Origin of the sequence: Aeromicrobium sp. Leaf289 (assembly GCF_001423335.1) — a bacterium.
GTDB lineage: Bacteria > Actinomycetota > Actinomycetes > Propionibacteriales > Nocardioidaceae > Aeromicrobium.
Genome location: NZ_LMNK01000001.1, coordinates 358,091 through 376,568 on the forward strand (window position 1 = coordinate 358,091; position 18,478 = coordinate 376,568).

Annotated in this window: 15 protein-coding genes and 1 pseudogene; 10 read left to right on the forward strand and 6 right to left on the reverse strand. The window is 64.6% G+C overall.

Annotation, left to right across the window (positions count from 1 at the left end):
- The first annotated feature begins 2 nt into the window (after window positions 1-2).
- Window positions 3-1,526: an SIR2 family protein gene (locus ASF37_RS01705; RefSeq protein WP_056578756.1), complete on the forward strand. Its 1,524-nt coding sequence runs from the start codon at window positions 3-5 to the stop codon at window positions 1,524-1,526.
- 3 nt (window positions 1,527-1,529) lie between these two features.
- On the opposite strand, the gene ASF37_RS01710 is transcribed toward ASF37_RS01705, so the two are convergent.
- On the reverse strand, window positions 1,530-2,201 hold the full coding sequence (locus ASF37_RS01710; RefSeq protein WP_056578761.1) for an NUDIX hydrolase: 672 nt from the start codon (window positions 2,199-2,201) through the stop codon (window positions 1,530-1,532).
- 99 nt (window positions 2,202-2,300) lie between these two features.
- Here ASF37_RS01710 and ASF37_RS01715 point away from each other — a divergent pair, with 99 nt between their 5' ends.
- The 3 genes from ASF37_RS01715 to ASF37_RS01725 all read left to right on the forward strand — a co-directional run bounded on the left by ASF37_RS01715 (window position 2,301) and on the right by ASF37_RS01725 (window position 5,360).
- Window positions 2,301-3,152, forward strand: coding sequence for an ARPP-1 family domain-containing protein (locus tag ASF37_RS01715; RefSeq protein ID WP_056578766.1), 852 nt, complete (start codon window positions 2,301-2,303; stop codon window positions 3,150-3,152).
- A gap of 23 nt (window positions 3,153-3,175) precedes the next feature.
- Window positions 3,176-4,735, forward strand: a complete 1,560-nt coding sequence (locus ASF37_RS01720; RefSeq protein WP_082506336.1) for an ADP-ribosylglycohydrolase family protein — start codon at window positions 3,176-3,178, stop codon at window positions 4,733-4,735.
- A 286-nt stretch (window positions 4,736-5,021) separates the two neighbouring features.
- The gene (locus tag ASF37_RS01725) at window positions 5,022-5,360 is read left to right on the forward strand and encodes a hypothetical protein (protein ID WP_056578770.1); all 339 of its coding nucleotides are present in this window, start codon (window positions 5,022-5,024) and stop codon (window positions 5,358-5,360) included.
- 20 nt (window positions 5,361-5,380) lie between these two features.
- Here ASF37_RS01725 and ASF37_RS01730 read toward each other — a convergent pair whose 3' ends face one another.
- Entirely contained in the window at window positions 5,381-6,901 is a 1,521-nt protein-coding gene (locus tag ASF37_RS01730; protein WP_156368103.1) for a hypothetical protein, read from the reverse strand.
- Between the two features lie 89 nt (window positions 6,902-6,990).
- Between ASF37_RS01730 and ASF37_RS01740 the strand changes: the two are divergent.
- Window positions 6,991-8,180, forward strand: a pseudogene (locus ASF37_RS01740) (IS3 family transposase).
- Window positions 8,181-8,267: 87 nt separating this feature from the next.
- Here the strand turns inward: ASF37_RS01740 and ASF37_RS01745 are convergent.
- From ASF37_RS01745 to queC, 4 genes are read right to left on the reverse strand one after another with little or no spacing between them, the layout of a single operon-like run.
- Window positions 8,268-8,834 (reverse strand): VUT family protein, encoded by a 567-nt coding sequence (locus ASF37_RS01745; RefSeq protein WP_082506337.1) that lies wholly within the window; start codon window positions 8,832-8,834, stop codon window positions 8,268-8,270.
- Complete coding sequence (queD, locus tag ASF37_RS01750) at window positions 8,831-9,205, reverse strand: 6-carboxytetrahydropterin synthase QueD (protein ID WP_056578780.1); 375 nt, start codon at window positions 9,203-9,205, stop codon at window positions 8,831-8,833. Before queD ends, ASF37_RS01745 begins: the two co-directional genes overlap by 4 nt.
- A complete protein-coding gene (gene queE / locus ASF37_RS01755) occupies window positions 9,202-9,837 on the reverse strand; it encodes a 7-carboxy-7-deazaguanine synthase (protein WP_056578783.1) in 636 nt (211 codons plus the stop codon). The genes queD and queE overlap by 4 nt, the downstream gene beginning before the upstream one ends.
- A complete protein-coding gene (gene queC / locus ASF37_RS01760) occupies window positions 9,834-10,532 on the reverse strand; it encodes a 7-cyano-7-deazaguanine synthase QueC (RefSeq protein ID WP_056579152.1) in 699 nt (232 codons plus the stop codon). Before queC ends, queE begins: the two co-directional genes overlap by 4 nt.
- A 552-nt stretch (window positions 10,533-11,084) precedes the next feature.
- Here queC and ASF37_RS01765 point away from each other — a divergent pair.
- The 5 genes from ASF37_RS01765 (at window position 11,085) to dpdE (ending at window position 18,478) form a co-directional block, all read left to right on the forward strand.
- Window positions 11,085-11,504, forward strand: a complete 420-nt coding sequence (locus ASF37_RS01765; protein WP_156368104.1) for a hypothetical protein — start codon at window positions 11,085-11,087, stop codon at window positions 11,502-11,504.
- Window positions 11,501-12,637 carry a DGQHR domain-containing protein DpdB gene (gene dbpB, locus ASF37_RS01770; protein WP_056578790.1) on the forward strand — a complete coding sequence of 379 codons (1,137 nt, stop codon included), beginning with the start codon at window positions 11,501-11,503 and terminating at the stop codon, window positions 12,635-12,637. Before ASF37_RS01765 ends, dbpB (ASF37_RS01770) begins: the two co-directional genes overlap by 4 nt.
- A complete protein-coding gene (gene dpdA / locus ASF37_RS01775; protein WP_056578792.1) occupies window positions 12,634-13,866 on the forward strand; it encodes a tRNA-guanine transglycosylase DpdA in 1,233 nt (410 codons plus the stop codon). Before dbpB (ASF37_RS01770) ends, dpdA begins: the two co-directional genes overlap by 4 nt.
- Window positions 13,859-14,962, forward strand: a complete 1,104-nt coding sequence (gene dbpB / locus ASF37_RS01780) for a DGQHR domain-containing protein DpdB (RefSeq protein WP_056578795.1) — start codon at window positions 13,859-13,861, stop codon at window positions 14,960-14,962. Before dpdA ends, dbpB (ASF37_RS01780) begins: the two co-directional genes overlap by 8 nt.
- Before the next feature lie 324 nt (window positions 14,963-15,286).
- Window positions 15,287-18,478 carry a protein DpdE gene (gene dpdE, locus ASF37_RS01785; protein ID WP_235499934.1) on the forward strand — a complete coding sequence of 1,064 codons (3,192 nt, stop codon included), beginning with the start codon at window positions 15,287-15,289 and terminating at the stop codon, window positions 18,476-18,478.

Consider the following 18,478-nt stretch of genomic DNA (forward strand, 5'->3'; position numbering starts at 1 on the left):
CCGTGAGTCTTCACCGCGATGGTGAATCGCTCGCGTACGGAGGCGGTGCCGGCACCGGGCATCTCTTCATCGTGCACGGCCGCCTTGGCGACCTCACGTGCGACGCCGTCATCGTCACCAACGACGACCGTGGCATCCTCGGTGAGCATTGGCAGGCCGCCATCGGCGTCGAAGAGCAGACGCTCGACATGTCGACGGGCTGGACAAGGATCGATGCGGCCACGTATCCGGCGTTCGCGGTGAGCATCGAAGCCGAGTACGGGGTGGTGCTCGAGCGGATCGAACGCTGCTTGGGCGAGATCGCTCGGTACTTCGAAGGTCGTGAATCGAGCCGCGGGCGAGGCGCCCTGCCACTCGTCGTCTTGCCGGTCGTTGGCATCGGCGAGGGCGGTTTGAGCGACCACCGCGGAGATGTCGTCCGTGACCTCGCCGCCCATCTCACTACGGTGGCCGACGACCAGTGCATGGACATTGCTCTGGTCACGCCGGATCCTGCCGTCTGGTCGGCTGCCCAATACGCACGCCGAGGTTCGCCGTCTCCACTCCCCGCGGACCTCGAGGATCAGGCCAGACGGCTTGGCGATCTGGCCCGCCAGCGCCGGCTGGCCTTATTCATGGGAGCCGGAGTATCGATACCGAGCGGTCTACCGAGCTGGCACACGCTCCTGGAACGTTTGGCCGAGGAGTTCGACGTCGCAGAGGAACTCCGGTCCGCGAACGACTTCTCGTCGACAGACAAGGCCGGTCTCATCGAGAAGACCAGCGACGGTGGCTTCAAGGAGGTCGTGGCTACGCAGTTTGCTGGTGAACACCGGCCCTCTCTGCTGCACACCCTGATCGCAGCCCTTGACCCTCGAGAGGTCATCACCACCAACTACGACCTGCTCTACGAGAAGGCAGTCAGAGCGACCGGCCGCGGCATCGCGAGCGTCATGCCCTGGGAATCGGCCCTGGAGAAGCACCGGTGGATCCTCAAACTGCACGGCGACATCCAACACCCCAAGCAGATCGTGCTGACCCGCCACCACATGGTGCGATACGACGCGGCCAATCGTCCGTCTGCGTCGATGCTTCAGTCACTATTGCTGACGAGGCACACCTTGTTTGTCGGAGTCTCGATGACGGACGACAACGTGATCAGGCTGATGCACGAGGTCGATGAGTACCGCTCGGTGCACGAGGCCACGTCCTCCGAGACCTTCGGCACGGTCCTCGACGTTGCCGGCGACGTTTCTCGAGCCCGTCTGTGGAACGACCAACTGACCTGGCTCGATCTCGAGCATGCGAGTGAAGACCGCGGGACCCGAGTCCTGGAGTTGTTCCTCGACAGGGTCGCGCTGCATGCCTCCCAGGACTCATCCTGGCTCCTCGACGAGCGATTCGCCCCATTGCTCGGCGCCGACGACAAAGATCTCGCCCAGCGTGCACGCGATCTCTACGCCGACATCGCGCAGCGCGGAGGCGAGGCGTGGCTTCCGCTCGTGGAGAAGATGCGCGACCTCGGCGCGAGATCGGACCGTACCTGACCTTCAGCGAGACTCCAGTCGCGGCAATCTGACGTGCCGGGGCGTCTCGTCGATACCCGCGACCGTCCACGTCCGCGCCGGCCGCCCACCGCTGCTGCGCGACGTCTGACGTCCACCCTGGACGTGCGGCAGCAGCAGCGGCTCCATGCGTCGTCGGAAGCTGTCGCGTTGCAGCGATTCTCCTAGCACCGCCTGGTGGACCTCGCGCAATTCGGCAAGGGTGAACGGATCGGTGAGGATCCCGTCCGGGTCTGGTCGCAGTTCGTAGCGGAGCCGCACCCGCCGCACCGCCTCCTCGACGATCGCCGCATGGTCGAAGAGGAGTTCAGGGAGCTCCTCGACGGGGACGGTTCGCCCCTGAACCTGCCGCGTGGGCAGCACCACCGCGTGTCCGAGCGATACGGTCCAGCCGCGCGGATCGCGTCCCGGGGCGTCGAACACGCCGACCAGCTCGGGCCGACGTTCGCCGACGTCGACGGCAGCCTTGGTGCGCAACGCCGCGCTCAACGCATCGACCACAGACTCGCCCTGTCGGATGAACCGGCCGGGCAAGGCCATGCCAGCAGGGTCGTCCATCCGCTCCAGGACGAGGGCGTGCAGTTGCATTCCCTTCAGCGTCAGGACGGCGATGTCGACAGCGACGTTGGGTCTCGGGAAGCTCGCCAGATCGGTCATAAGGACCAACTTAGACGGTTTCCGCTGAAAGTGTCCGACGCGTGCCGTAGTCTCACGACATCGAGTTAGCGCAGTTACGCGCAAAGAGGAGATGGTGGCATGAGCGAGCTGCACGTGGGACACGGGACCACCCGGGACGCGATGACGATCTTCCCGATCTGGGGCGAGTTCACCTCAACGCTCTCGGGCACCGCCGACGTGGTGGTTGGCGAGTGCGCCAGAGGCGTTCAGGTCGGCACCCTCCAGGTCGTCAACCGCGGCGCGGGACCCGCTCTCCTGCTGGAGGGGCAGGTCCTCGAGGGCGGCTGGCAGAACCGGATGCTCGCCCGATCCGTCGTGGTCGAGCGCCACGCGCGGGCGGACGTCGACGTCGTGTGCGTCGAGGAACAGCGCTGGAACGGAGAACCGACGCACCGCCACGCCGGCCGACGCGCGAGTCTGCGGGTTCGCGCCGGTCTGCGACAGGACGCCGACCGCCAGTCCGCGGTCTGGGAGCGAGTTCGCCACTACGAGGACCGGCACGGCGCCACGCGCACGCGGTCGTTCACCGACCACGCTGACCGGCGCGCATCCCAGGTCGAGTCCCTGATCACCGATCTCCGCCCGCTGCCTGGTCAGATCGGCGTCCTCGTCGCCCTGGCCGGCCAGCCGACCGTGGCCGAGGTGTTTGGCAACGACCACCTCCTGCAGCGCGAGTTCGACTCGATCCTGCGGGCGGCCGCGCTAGACGCCCTCGACCTGGCGCCGACTCCCACCCCGTCACGACGCGCCCGCCGCTTTCTCGAACGGGCCGCGGTCACGTCGGTCCGGCGCTCCCGACCCGTCGGGGCCGGTTGGTCCGTCGAGGGTGCCAGCCAGTACGCCCAGATCAGCGGCCTCGACCACGACGACGGCGCCGTCCACCGGGTGCTCACCAACCCCCGCCACGAGCTCGCGCTCGCCGGTGCCTGAACCGCTCAGCGAAAGGACACGACATGACCCTCCACCTCACCCACGCCCAGGTCGACCGAGCCTGCGGCGTCATCCTTGGTGCCGCTGCCGGCGACGCTCTCGGCGCCGGCTACGAGTTCGGCTGCGCTTCCCTCTCTCCCGACGAGCCGCCACAGATGATCGGCGGCGGGCTGGGCAACTTCGCTCCCGGCGAGTGGACGGACGACACGTCGATGACGCTCGGCGTCCTACGCGTCGCGGCGACCGGCCAGGACCTTCGGGGCGACGACGGGCTCACGGCCGTCGCACGCGAGTTCTCCGCGTGGTTCGCGACCCACCCGCCCGACGTCGGCACCAACACCAGTGCAGTGCTGGGCGCTGCGGGACCCGAGCCGACCGGGGTCCAGATGACCGCGGCTGCCCGGGCCCGCCACGAGCGCACAGGGCGCACCGGCAGCAACGGGTCGCTCATGCGCACCTCCCCCGTCGCCCTCGCCTACCTGGACGACCCGGACGGACTCGTCGAGGCGGCGCGTGCCGTCGGCGGTCTGACCCACCCCGACCCCGACGCCCAAGATGCGTGCGTGCTGTGGTGCCTGGCGATCCGACACGCCGTCCTCACCGGCGAGCTCGACCTCCGCACCGGCGTCGCCCGCCTCCCGGAGGACCGGCGCGATCTCTGGTCGGAGCGCATCGACCGCGCCGAGTCGCAGCGCCCGACGACCTTCCGCCCGAACGGCTGGGCCGTCGCGGCGCTGATGGCCGCCTGGTCGTCGATCGTCTCGACCCCCGTACCAGCCGGTGACCGCTTCGCGTGCGAGCACCTCGTCGACGCACTCGGCACGGCCGTTCACGTCGGCGACGACACCGACACGGTCGCGTCCATCGCCGGAGCCCTGTTGGGCGCTCGCTGGGGCATGAGCGCGATCCCCGCCGCGTGGCGACGGATCCTCCACGGCTACCCGGGTCTGGACTCACGCGATCTCGAGCGCCTCGCGTTCCTGGCCACCCAGCGCGGCGGCACGGGCAAGTACGGCTGGCCGCTGGTCGAGCACATCGACTACGAGCCGCTACAGTACGGCCGCCCGGCGCTCGCGCGCCACCCCTTCGACGACCGCGTGTGGATGGCCTCGGCCACTGAACTCGACCGCCTCCCCGACGACATCGACGCCGTCGTCACGCTGTGCCTCACCGGCACGGAGCAGGTCCCGGACGACGTGGAGCAGGTGTCGTTCCGCCTGCAGGACCTCCCCGACCCGGCCGCCAACCCCAACCTCGACTTCGTCATCGTCGACGCCGCCCGCACCGTCGCGTCCCTGCGCTCAGAGGGGAAGACTGTGCTGCTGCACTGCGTCGCGTCGCACTCCCGCACCCCGACGGTCGCGATCGCCTACGCGATGACGCTCGGCGTCCCGCTGCATCAGGCCCTCAGCGAGGTCTGCGCCCCGCTCCCCTGCGCACGCCCGAATCGTGGCTTTCGCGCAGCCCTCGCGCGGCTCGACGAAGCAAGCACCCTCGGTCCCGAGGAAAGAACGACGAATTCGCCGATCCTGCACCCCCGTCCGAGTACGGTCTCGGTATCGATCTCGGGAAGGACCACCTAAGCAAGTCCTGCGAAGCGTCGGGGATGCCCCGGCCAGCGACAGCAAGCGCATCCCCACGTATCGGCGACTGCAGTCCAGGTACCGCGAGGTCCAGCTAAAGACCCCGGCCGGCCCGCACCCGAAGGACAGCCCGCTCGGGCAGCTACTCGTCTCCAGACGCCGTCTCGAGCAGCCGGACCTCAAGGTTTACGAGTGCGTTACCGCGCAATCAAGCTGGTTCTCGGTCACTTCTGGCTCGATTGAGCGCCTCAGTTTAACCGCGACCCATCAGCGCTGACGCAATGTCATGCTCGCCTGCCGGCTCGAGCAGCACGGCTCGGAGGGCCGGTGCCTGGTCGCCGTCGTTGCCCTGGCCGACGACATGGGTGCGGCCAAGGCGATCGACGGCGTGCGTGCCGAGATGGCTGCCAACCACCATCGGCGACTACTGAGCGTCTTGATCGAGAGCATCCTCGACGAGGTCGACGAGCTCGCGCCCGACCTGTCATCGTGGGCCACCAGCTTCCACCGCTGCTACGTCGACCGGGGCCTCGCCGCCTCGCATCACGCGTCGCACGATGAGGTCGGTCCCCGCTTCGGTCGCACTCTCGGGCAGACGGCTGCCGTCGCGCGAGCACAGAGCTAGGACAAAAGCGCGCCCGATCCTCAGAATCCGAGCAGCTTCCCTAATGCAGAGAACACGGAGTTGAACGCTCGCGCGACCGGATTCGCTGGGCCGTCCGAGTTCGACTTCTGCCAGAAGAAGGGCGCTTCGCCGACGAAGCGGTCGTCCACCAACGAGGTCTTGCCCCGCAGGTACGGCCAGAACACCTCAGTTCTGTCGACCCCCACCGTGAGACGGGTGTCGAACCCCATGACGAGATGCTGGTCCATACGTGACGACCCCCCGTCCGGATTCGTCGCATTGACGTCCCCGCTGCCCTCGACGATAAGGCTGCCAGTGCCGGAGAACAGGATGTATCGCACCTGCCATCGCGCGAGCGCAGTCAGGCCCCAACGCCATGCTGTTCGCAACTCCGGATCGCCCACCACTCCCACGACATGCTTCGGATGCATGACGAGCCCCGGGTGGTCGACGAAGTCGATGCGCATCAGGTAGCTATCTGGGTTGTCAGGCGTCGACAGTGTGGCGGACGTCAAGCTTCCGCCACCGGTCACTCGGCTCATGCTGTAGAGGCCAGCGCCAAAACTGATGAAGGGCGACGACCAGTCGTAGAGCAGCCTGCTCCGCACCTTGCCCTGCACTGGTCGCACGTGTTCGGACCGCGCCGTCATCACCTGTCCTTCGCCGAGCTGAACCTCGAGCGTGCGTTCTGCTGGCGCTAGAACCAATGCGGTGTCCTTCGCGGCCGGCTCGCTCCACAGATCGATGGGACGTGCTCTCGATCTCACGAGCGGCATCAGAAGGAAGTAGTTGAGGACCCTCAGGATCGGAGGGACGACGAGTACGAGGACGGCGATGGCTAGGAAGATCTTCCACACCCTCGACCATTGCGCGACTAGGAAACCTGCAGGAGTCGACTCCTTCTCCGCGAGACTGGCCTGCTCCGCGCGGAACTGCTGCAGCTGCTGCTCGGTGGAATCGATGTTGCGCTCCTCTGGCGTCGCGCGCCCACCCTCACGCAGCCGTTCAAGTTTCTCCTGGTTTGACAGATCCGGATCGCGAAGGGTCGCGGCGTCCTTCTGCGCCTCCCCGAATTTCGCCTCAGCATCATCCAGTGTCTTGTCAGCCTGCGCGACCGCGGCCCTCGCCGTCTTGCACGCATTCCCGGGCAGCGCCCACGCCACCACCTCACGGACAACGCCGCAGACATCGTCTTCCTTGTTCCGCAGACGCTCAAGATCGGCCTTGCGGTTCGCCACATCACGGCGGCCGTTCGCAACTTGGGCGTCAACCACCCGCTGCGTCGAGTCGAGCCCAGCATTCACCTTCGTCTCGAGGTCGTTCAGCCTGGTCTCCAGCGCGGATCGCTCTGCAGCAAGCTCTTCAGACCTCTCGCGGTCGGCCATCGCATCGCGAACGGAGGGCACAGCCACCTGGACAAGCAGCCACGCGAGGAACAGCGACAACATGACTGCGGCAATCAGAGCGACCGTCTTGAGGAAGAAACCGAGAACAACGGAAATGAGACGCACTTGCCGGATCGTAGTGGAGTCGGCGCTCACACCAGGCCCATCACACGAAGGGGGGCGTGATGCAGCGATAGGTGACAACTGACTTCTGGTGCGCAGCATCAGGAGGAGAGGATGTCTCCATGCCTGCTCCCTATCCGCAAGAGTTCCGCGATGACGTGGTCGCGGTCGCCCGTGGTCGAGATTCGAGGACCACGTTGAAGCAGATCGCTGATGACTTCGGGATCGCCGAGGCCACGCTCACGAACTGGCTGAAGGCCGCCGATGTCGCTGACGGCACGCGTCCAGGTGTGAGTGTCGAGGAAGCCGCCGAGCTCCGTGAGTTGAAGCGCCGCAACAGGTTGCTGGAGCAGGAGAATGAGGTCCTGCGCCGTGCCGCGGCCTACCTGTCCCAGGCCAACCTGAAAATGGGCGGCTCGTCAAAATGATCTACCCGCTCGTGAGCGAGCTGGCCGACGACGGGATCCCCGTCACGGTCGCGTGCCGGGTCCTGAAGCTTGCGCGTCAGCCGTACTACCGCTGGCTCGAGGAACCCGTCACGACCGCTGAGTGGGTCAAGGCGCACCGGCTCAACGCCCTGCACGACGCCCATGTCGAGGACCCCGCGTTCGGCTACCGGTTCCTCGGCCACGAGGCCAAGAAGGCGGGCTGGTCGATGAGCCGGCGCACCGCGTGGTCGTTGTGCTCGCAGGCGGGCATCCTGTCGGCTGCTCAACGTCGCCGCCGAGGCAAGGGCACCAAGGCAGGCCCGCCGGTCTTCGACGACCACGTGCAGCGAATGTTCACCGCCGATGCCCCGAACCGCGTCTGGTTCACCGACATCACCGAGCACTGGACCACCGAGGGCAAACTCTACTGCTGCGCGATCAAGGACGCCTGCGGACACCGAGTCGTGGGCTACTCGATCAGCGACCGGATGCCCGCCTCGCTCGCCGTCGACGCGCTCAACAACGCTGTCGCTCGCCGCAAGGCTGAAGGGCACGACGTCGCCGGCTGCATCCTGCACGCCGATCGAGGATCGCAATTTCGTTCGCGGAAGATGGGCCACGCGCTGAACCGTCACGGCATGGTCGGCTCGATGGGACGTGTCGGGGCGGCTGGGGACAACGCGGCCATGGAGAGCTTCTGGTCGCTGCTGCAGACCAACGTGCTCAACCAGCGCCGCTGGGCCACCCGACAGGAGCTCCGTCTGGCGATCGTGGTCTGGATCGAACGCAAGTACCACCGTCAACGCCCCCAGGACTCACTCGGCGGGTTGACCCCCATCGAGTACGAGGACAAGATCACCACCAACGCAGCAGCCGCTGCCTAAACAACACCTGTCACCTGCCGCTGCATCACGCCCCCTGTCACCTGCCGCTGCATCACGCCCGACCAGTATCCGGGAACTGCGTACAGGTCAGGACCGGCTAGACGAATACCGGCGCCATAGCCAGTACAGCGATAGAGGAAGGACCGTGGCCCACAGCACCTTACCGACAAACTGACCACCGACCGTCTCCAGAGTCAACGGGAACCCCGCGAGCGACAAGAACACGAAGGTGTCGATCGGCGCCGAGACAAGGTTTGACACGAGCGCCCCCTGAATGAACCCCTTGGCTCGCCTGATCGGTTCATAGATGACCAAGTCGACCAGTTCGGCGCTCACGAACGCGACCGTCGACGCAACGGCAAGGGCTGGCGAAGAGAGAGCCCACGATGTAACGCCGCCAATCGCAATCGCGGCGAGGGCCCACCCTCGGCCACCGAATCGGTGGACAAAGTCGCGAGCAAGGAGTGCGAAGCCAGCAGCGTACGTACCTGCCGTCACGAGCAGTCCAAAGCCTACAGACACGAGGCCGAGGCGTTCTGTGACTACGTTGGCAAGCACTACTGCCGCGATGTAAGCAGCAACAGCAACCGCCAGCGCGGCCGTCGACCTCTCAGCACTCTTTACCGATTGTTCCTGCTGGAGTTGTGTACTCATCGGGCCCCTCCTCGATAGATGCAACCGGAGGTGCAGGTCTCGCGGACCCGTACCTCCTTGAGGTTTGGCAGTTTCGGGACGAGGCGATCCCAGATCCACTTGGCGAGCACCTCGCTAGTCGGATTGTCGAGCCCGGCTACATCGTTGAGGTAGTGGTGATCAAGTTGATCCTCGAGCGGCTTGAAGGCGGCCTTAATGTCGCCGAAGTCCTGAACCCATCCGGTCTGCTCCCCCACCGGCCCAGAGACGTGGACGGCGGCGAGGTAGGAGTGACCGTGCAGCCGGGCACACTTATGGCCTTCCGGCACGTGAGGCAGCTGATGCGCGGCCTCGAAGGTGAACTCGCGGTAGATCTCAGATTCGTAGTTCATGGGATTCCTAGGTGCTTGTGGGTCTGCAGGCTGAGTTGCCAAAGCGGGTGGTCGAGACAGAATTTGACGGCCAGTTCCGTGTTGGCGGCAACGTCGGGGCCATCCATCGGCTGAACTCGGAAGCTCTCGAACTCAAGGTGCTCGAACGCAGTCGGGTCAACACCCCCCTGAGGCACTACGAACTTAAGCTCGTGGCCCTGTCCAACGACGAGTTGCGAACCGATCTTGGGACTCACGCAAAGCCAGTCGATGCCCGATGGCGGGGAGATTGTCCCGTTCGTTTCGACTGCGACGTAGAAGCCGAGTTCGTGGAGCGCATCCACGGCCGGCGCATCCAACTGAAGAAGCGGCTCCCCACCGGTGCACACGACCATAGGCCGGCCGCCACCGCCGGCAGGCCACTTTGCCGCGATCGCTGCAGCAAGTTCGTGGGCGTCCGCAAACTTGCCTCCGCCTTCCCCATCAGTCCCGACGAAGTCGGTATCGCAGAACTTGCAGACGGCGCGCGAGCGATCGGCTTCCCTACCAGTCCACAAGTTGCATGAGCTGAAGCGGCAGAACACGGCCGGGCGACCGGCGTGGGTGCCTTCGCCCTGCAGCGTGTAGAAGATCTCCTTGACCTTGTACGTCACTCAGTCCCCTCCTGATAGCGGACTGGGTCAGCGAGGCCCGCGTCCGCGAAACCGCGCAGTCGCAGGAGGCATGAGTCGCAGTGACCACATGCGCGCCCCTCCACGTCGGGGTCATAGCACGACAGTGTGAGCGAGTAGTCGACGCCGAGACGCATCCCAAGTTCGACCGTCTGCGCCTTCGTCAAATCGATGAGCGGCGTGTGGATCTTGACTTCGTTGCCTTCGACGCCCGCTCGAGTAGCCAGATTCGCCATTTGCTCGTAGGCCGCGATGTACTCCGGGCGGCAGTCCGGGTAACCCGAGTAGTCCAGCGCGCTGACACCGATGAAAATGTCAGTCGAGCCGATGACCTCGGCGTACGCGAGCGCGAATGAGAGGAACACGGTGTTACGCGCGGGGACATACGTGATCGGGATCTCGCTGTCCGAGAGTTCGTCCGCCGACCCGTGCTTCGGCACGTCTACGTCGGCGGTGAGCGCCGATCCGCCAAAGACGCGGAGGTCGATGTCACAGACCACGTGCCCCGCGGCGCCGACTCCGGCAGCAACCCGCCGAGCCGACTCAAGTTCGACCACATGCCGCTGGCCGTAGCGGAAGCTGATTGCGTACGGCTCGAAGCCCTGGTCCTTCGCGACGGCCAGGACTGTTGTCGAGTCCAGACCCCCACTGAGCAGCACCACTGCCTTGCGGCCCATCAGATCCACCTCTCCACTACGCGCCGGCCATGTGAGCTCCGAACGCGGAAACTGCAAGATAGAGTAGTCGCAACCTAACCGCAGTTTCACCTTCGAGGGGTCATGTCGCACCGAAAACTGACGATCGTGGTCACGTGCACAGACCGCAAAGTGGTTGCACCGCCCGAGACCTTGACGGCCAGCACCCTACCCGCCGGCACCGTCCGCGAGAGGGCTGCGGAGTGGCGTGCACGGTTGGAGGCCGAACCGCCGGTCGGGCGTCTGCTCGATCTCTATAAGGGCGAAACATGGACTCAGTCAAAACGCCTGGCAGCAACGGCTCGGTCCATGGGATGGGAGCCTGAAGTTTTCGTGGCGTCGGCGGGCCTGGGCTTGCGTCGTGTGGACGACACCGCCCCCAGTTACGCGGCGACCTTTGCTCGACGTCAGTCGGACTCGGTCGCCACGCGAACCAGCGATGCAAGGGCTTGGTGGGATCTCCTCCCTCACGGCAGCGAACCCGCCTCCGGCCGTCCGGCGATCTGGGTACTATCCGAGACTTACGCGTCTGCCATGTCGCAGCATGTGCAATCTCTCGACCCCGGACTCGCAGTGGTGATCGGCGGAGCAGCGGACACACCAGATACTTTGCGCGTAGCCTCCGATCGCAACCTGCGCGCAGCGCTCGGCGGTACCGTGTCTAGCTTGAACACCCGAATGGCCATCCGATGGTTGGAGTTGGCCGACGGCCAGTCGGTTACTTCGCACGTGGTGCGTCAGGCTTGGGCAAACTGGGCTCAGGACGCAAGCCAGGTCGAGCGCTACGACCGCCGTCCTGTCTCGGACGACACCATCCGCGTGCTGATTCGCGAGATGCTCGCTCAGCACCCGCGTCTGTCGAAGACCGGCGCGCTGAGGGACCTGCGTACATCGGGCATCGCATGCGAGCAGCGCAGATTCTCCGGACTATTCGAGGAAGCTCTCACAGCATGAGTGAACTGAAGTGGCTGGAACGACGAGCGCTGAAGGTGCTCCAAGGCGGAGACATGCCGCTGTACCTGTTCACGCTTGCTGCCGAAGAGATCGACCTCGTTGCCGACGTAGCTCGGATAGGCCGCGATGAGGCTGGGAGACTGATTGGCTACCAGCGGCCAGAGAAACAGAAGCACGTGAAGCAGATTCAGGAGTATCTGGACTCGGAGGATCCCTTGTTCCCAAACGGTCTGATCCTTGCCCTTCCGCCAGAGGTCCGGTGGAAGTCAAGTCGCGGGCCCTCAACGAGCGACGGTCTCGCTGTGTCCGGAACTCTGGAGATCCCGATCGCAGCAGACGTTGACGGTCCGCGTCCGGCCTGGATCGTCGATGGACAGCAACGCAGCTTGGCGCTCGCGCGGACCAAGAACCGCCGGCTTCCGGTCCCTGTCGCCGGGTTCGTCGCGCCGACACTGGAACTGCAGCGCGAGCAGTTCCTTCGGGTCAACACCGTGCAACCCCTCCCTACCGGCCTCGTCACCGAACTTCTGCCGGAGATTGCACGCGTGCCGTCGGCCCGCATGGCCACGCGCCAACTCCCATCAGCCCTCGTTGACATGCTGAACCAGGACAGTGAATCGCCATTCCAAGGGATAATCCGGCGGGCGTCCACGGCTTCCGACGACAAGAAGTCCACTTTCGTCACTGACACCAGCCTAATCGAAGCAATTCGCGAATCCATCGAGTCGCCCTCCGGCGTCCTCTTCCCCTACCGCAACATCGCCACCGGCACGACCGACACGGAAGGCATCCGGCGCGCGCTGATTGCCTACTGGGGAGCCGTCCACGATGTCTTCCACGACGCATGGGCGAGACCCGCAACTGAAAGTCGCCTGATGCACGGCGTAGGGATCAGAGCGATGGGTCGGCTGATGGACCGCGTCATGACGCACGTTCGCGACGACGATCCCAACGCCAGGTCGGCTGCAGAGGCGGAACTCACCCTCATCGTCAGTCATTGCGCATGGACCGAGGGGTCCTGGGAAGCGCTCGGGCTTGCGTGGAATGACTTGCAGAATACCCCCCGCCACATCAGCGCTTTGTCCAACTTCCTGGTGAGGACCTATCTCGCAGAGCGGACCCAGCGCCAGTGAAATTCTACTTCCCCGACAGTCAGGACCTCGTTAGCCCGACATACGACTTCCTGCGAGATGAATACGCGGCTCATAGGGTGCGCCTCCGAGACGACCAATACGCGCACGAGGTTCTAGACCAACCTCCTTACGACGGCATTCTCGTCAGCAAGTCGATCGTGGATGGATCAGTCAAGGGTTCGGGGAAGTACACAACCGCTCAGCGGGCTCGGCTTCACCGCATGGGCGTGCAACGATTCTTCCGGCTCCCACCTGGCGTCGAAGCCCTCGGCGATAACGGAGCGTTCAATTACATTGACGAACCGGTGCCCCCCGTCACGCCTGCAGAGACCCTCAACTTCTACGAAGAGTGCGGCTTTGATGCTGGGGTAAGCACCGACCATGTGGTGTTTGGATTCAGCGACATGTCTGAGGGTTCCGTTGAGGTCGATCCGGACTGGGAGGCCCGTCGACGGCTCACGCTGCGACTCGCCGAGGAGTTCATCGCATTGGCACTCGATCGGAAGAGTCCCGTCGAGCCCGTTGGTGCTGCCCAAGGCTGGAGCCCCGCAACCTACGCTCAAAGCGTCCTCGCGTTGCAAGACCTCGGCTACCGCCGGATCGCGCTAGGCGGAATGGTTCCGCTGAAGACGGGTCAGATCATCGCGTGCCTGGCCGAGGTTGCATCTGGACTCAAACCAGAGACTCAACTCCATCTTCTCGGCATCACCAGAATCGACTCCATGGACGACTTCTCGGCCCTCGGTGTGACAAGTTTCGACAGCACGTCTGCCTTCCGCCAGGCCTTCATGGACGATCGCAACAACTTCCACACAGCAAAGCGCGCCTACGTGGCGCTCCGCGTGCCTCAGGTCGATGGCAACCCCACGCTGAAGCGCGCGATCCTCGCCGGCACAGTCAGTCAGAGGGAGGCGATCGCTTCAGAGCGCGAGACACTCCGCGCTCTCCGTGCCTTCGACGGCTCTCCGCGTTCACAGAAGGTCTGCATCGACCGGCTGAGCGAGTACGAGAGCATCTGTCAGTCGAAGAAGTCGTACCTCTCTTCCTACGAGGAGACTCTCGCCGACGCTCCATGGATGCGTTGCATGTGCCGGGTTTGCAAGGAGCACGGGATCGAAGTCGCAATCTTTCGAGGTACGGAGCGCAACAAGCGCCGTGGATTCCATAACCTGTCCGTCCTCCGCGCAAAGATGGCGCAACTCAAGTCACACAGGAGCACTGATGGCTGACCGTTACGATCTGCGCCTCCCGGCGCTTCGCATCCGTCAAGGCGAACAGTTCATTTACGCGTTCGGCGTAGATGGCAAACGGATCCATGACTTCGCAACGGTGAGTCGGGTCCACCGTGATGACCGAGCCCTGCAGGGCTATCAACGCCCCGAAGTGCTCAATCACATCAAGGCAATCCGTCGCTACTTGGAGTCTTCGGGTGCCATGTTGCCAAACGCCATCGTCGTGGCGTTCGACGAACGAGTTCGGTTCGAAACGTCCGTTACCGCAAGCCCTGTGGAGTACGTGGCCGCGGGGGAACTAGTCATCCCCATCAACGAGTCCCTCCCCGAAGACGAGAAGCCGGCTTGGCTGGTGGACGGACAGCAGCGCAGCGCCGCGATCCGCGACGCGGACCTGGTCGAGTTTGGCGTCGCCGCCGTTGGCTTTATTGCGCGAGGCGAGGCGGAGCAACGAAGCCAATTCATCCTGGTGAACAATACGAAGCCGCTTCCCAAGGGCCTCATCCATGAACTGCTGCCGTCGACTCAGGGCCATCTTCCGCTTGCCTACGCAAGGAAGCAGTTGCCGGCAGAAATCCTCACACGGCTTAACATCGGCAACAAGGTCGCTGGCTCCCCCTTTAACGGAAGGATCTCGACTCCGACCGTTGCAGGCGGTTACATCAAGGACAACAGCGTCATGAAGATGATCGAGAACAGTCTCTACGAAGGCGCGCTGTACCAGTACCGGAACCCTGAGGACGGTAGCGGCGACGTCGAGGAAATGGTGGTGCATCTGAACTACTTCTGGAGCATCGTGAGGCTCACCTTCCCGACGGCTTGGGAACTTCCGCCGACGAAGTCGCGACTGACTCACGGTGCTGGGATTCAAGCGATGGGCTACGTCATGGATGCCCTAACTGATGGCGTGCCCGCTCATCGGCTTGTCGACATCAACCTGCCCGAAACCTTGCGCCGCCTCGCCGAAAACTGCGCATGGACGAGCGGCACCTGGGACCTCGGCGGTGAGCAAGTACGCCGTTGGAAGGATATTCAGAACACGCCGAACGACGTCAAGCTACTAACCAGTCACCTACTTCGCGCGCTGGGGTAAGTCTCGAGTTTCCCAAGTCTTCCAACTTCGAGTGGTGCGGCGACTACGATCTGTCAGGTGGTTGAAGCCGGGAACGCAAATGCTGTGGTCAACCCAGCTTGCCCGATCTGCGGGTCGGAGATGGTCGAAAGGTTGGCGTCGCGCGGGCGACGGGCTGGCCGCGCGTTCTGGGGTTGCTCGAGGTTCCCGATGTGTCGGGGATCGCGCAACTCAGACGTAACGTCGGCGACCTTGGAAGACCCGATCGCAGATTCAGCCACCGAACCCCGACTCGTAACTTCGCCTAGTGGTCGAGGTAAATCCCTGAGCCGGGGCGATTTGCTCGTGTCTTCCGCGAACTCGCTCGGCCCCGGGAAGCTCGTAGGCCGCGAGGGGGACGCTCTCGTACTCGAATACTTCGACGCGCCCGGCCCCGCCGCAATCGACCGCTACCGCGAATCAGTGCCCCGCGCCAGTCTGACCCGATTGACCCTTCTCCCAGAGCATCGCGTCTTCTGGCTTGCGAAGGACGGGCGATGGCGCTCCGGACGGATCATCGAGACGAATGAGCACAACGACATTCATGTTCGAGGACACGAATGGGAGGGCTTCGTTCCCGAGGAGCGACTCTATGTTCGCTGGAACAAGCCCCTGGCGGATCCGGCTGGATTTGGGGAAGCCGGCATGCTCGAGTCGCCGATGCTCGCCGAACTACGGCTCCCCTTCTTGCGCAGCATTCTTCGGCAGCGCTCTGCGGCTCATGGCATGCGGGCCGTGCTGTCGAGCTGCATCGAGCTTCACGCACACCAGGTCGAGACCGCCTGGCGCGTCCTGCAGGACCCGGTCCAGCGCTATCTCCTGGCCGATGAGGTCGGCCTAGGCAAGACCATCGAGGCGGGGATCGTCATCCGCCAGATGCTGCTGGACAATCCCACCCTGCGCGTCCAGTTGATCCTGCCTCCGTTTTTGGTCGATCAGTGGCAGCGAGAGCTGACGCAGAAGTTCCGCGTGCAGGACTTCACCCGGGCTCATGTCCGCCTCAGTCGCGATGATGAGCCGGCGGAGTGGGATGCAGCAGATCTCGTCGTAGTCGACGAGGCACACAACCTTGCACGAATGTCAGTCAGCAAAGATCCCGACCTCGCCCTCCGCTTCCAGCGGCTTCGTGAGATCGCACTTGCAAGTCCGCGCCTACTGATGCTCTCCGCGACACCAGCGCTGCATAACGAGGACGCCTTCCTCGCGATGCTCAAACTGCTAGACCCGGCGGTTTATGCCGACACCACTGCGGGAGAACTTCGATCGCGCTTGGAGGCTCGTGCGGGCTTGGGCCGGGTCTTTCTCGGGCTGCAACCCAGCCTCCCAGGGGTCCTTCTGAAGGGGCGCCTGACGGAGATCGAAGCCTCGTTCCCCGACGACGCCGAGGTCCGCGATCTGGTAGCGCGCGCCCGCGAGTCGGTGGCCACTCAAGACAGGGACGAGACGGCATCCCTGATCCAGGCGCTGCGCACGCACATTGCCGAGGTGTACCGCGTACACCGACGAATGCTCCGGACCCGGCGTACAACGGCGTTGGAGGGCACCTATCGGGTCTCTGGTCGTCGCGCGCCTGAGCCACTTCCCCTGGAGTCGACCCTGCGCGACGACGTTGCAGAGGCTCTCGACCGATGGCGGGAACAGGCTCTTGCGTCGGCAGAAGGCAACCCGGCAGCGATGACCCTAGCCGGGCGCGCATTCGCCGAGGCCGCAGCAGTGAGCCTAGACCCGAGCGCCCTGCAGAAGTGGGCACTGGAGCGGGCCGCTGCGCCGCTAGCCGCTGACGAAATCGCGGCGCTAAAGCGCATCGTGCAGGACGTGGCCTACGCGGACCGACGGGCAACCGTCAGCCGCCCGTTCGCTGACGCGCTCAGCGAGGTCATGACGTCCAACGAGCGTGCTGTCGTCTTCTGCCCCACAGCTGAAATGGCAACCGAACTGGCTGAGGAGCTCAAGGATCTCTTCGGCGCCAAGTCTGTCTTCTGCCATGTGACGACCCAAAGTAGCCAGGAGAACGACCGCTCGGTGCGCTCGTTCGAGGCGATCCATAATGCCGCAGTCATGGTCGCAGATTCATCGGCCGAAGAGGGTCGCAACCTCCAGTTCGCGGATGTTCTGGTGCATCTGGGACTTCCGGGATCAGCAAACCGTCTCGAGCAGCGCATCGGCCGTTGTGACCGGTGGTCGCCCGAAGGGTCCGGAGGGTGGCGGTCATATGTCGTTTCGGGACACGCGGATGACGCCTACTCCGGCGCCTGGGAGCGCATCCTCACGGACGGTTTCGGGATCTTCGACAACTCGGTCGCCAGCCTTCAGCAAGCCGTCGACAACGCAACGGACGAGGCGTGGCACATCCTCCTTCAAATGGGACTCGACGGTGTCCCCTCCGCGGTGGCGCGGGTTCGAGAGATGCTGGACGCGGAGATCGAGCGCGTCCGCGAACAGGACGCGCTCGACAGCCTGGAGACGAGCGTCGACGAGCGCTCCGTGTACGCGCGGATCGCGGACGTGGAATCCGATGCGTCAACATTCGCCAACGTGAGCGACAACCTTCTCGCAGCGAATGGCGCGGCGGGCAACCTTAGATTCGAGCGGAGAGGCCACCCTGCCACTGGCTTGGGCGGATACGAGTCGCTCGGCCGTCTGCCGGGGAAGCAAGCGCAGATTCCGCTGATCCCGGCATCGCGCCTCGTTCGCGACTTTCTTCCGTTGAAGGACCACGTCGGAACCTTCGTTCGAGAGTTTGCCCTCTCGAGCGAGGACGTCCACCTCTACCGCTACGGAGACCCGTTCATCGACGCCGTCAGCGACTTCCTGTGGCACGACGATCGTGGCCGAGCCTTCGGCATGTGGCGTTGGATGCCCGAATGGCCCCGTGAGGACACTCCGCTCTACCGATTCGACTACGCCGTCGAGGCGAACCCCCTTGATGTTCCCTCCTCAAGGGACCCGCGTGGTGAACTCGTGACAGTCAGTGCGGGCATCGACCAGCCCGCCTTTACGCGGCGGGCCGATGGGATCTTCCCTCCCATCATCGTCAGCGTCTGGATGACAGCCAGCGCGCAGGAGTTGACCGCGCGGACGCATCTCGACGCCCTCGACGCCCCATACGCGAAACCGGGCACCACTCGTGCCGGCGGCGACTACTCGCTAAACCGTGTGAGGATCCAGCACGCCTACGACCTCATTCCCGCACAACACTGGGGCGAGTCTTGGCGATCCGCGGAAAGAGCGGCTCAGCATCTCGTCCGCAGTCGCGAGGACGTTCGTTCGGCGGTCGAGCGAGCTTCTGCCATCGCCGATCGCGACGCGGCAACAAGGCTCTCCCAGTTGCGACTCCGAGCCATGCGCACTACAGGATCCGAACTCGTGCGTTTGCAGGAGGAACTCCATCGCGAGGAAGTCATTGCCCGCGCCATGTCCGCCGCCGTGACCGCGCCCTCACTTCGGCTTGACAGCACTGGGCTTGTGGTTCTCTCCGGCCGAGCACTGACGAGCTGA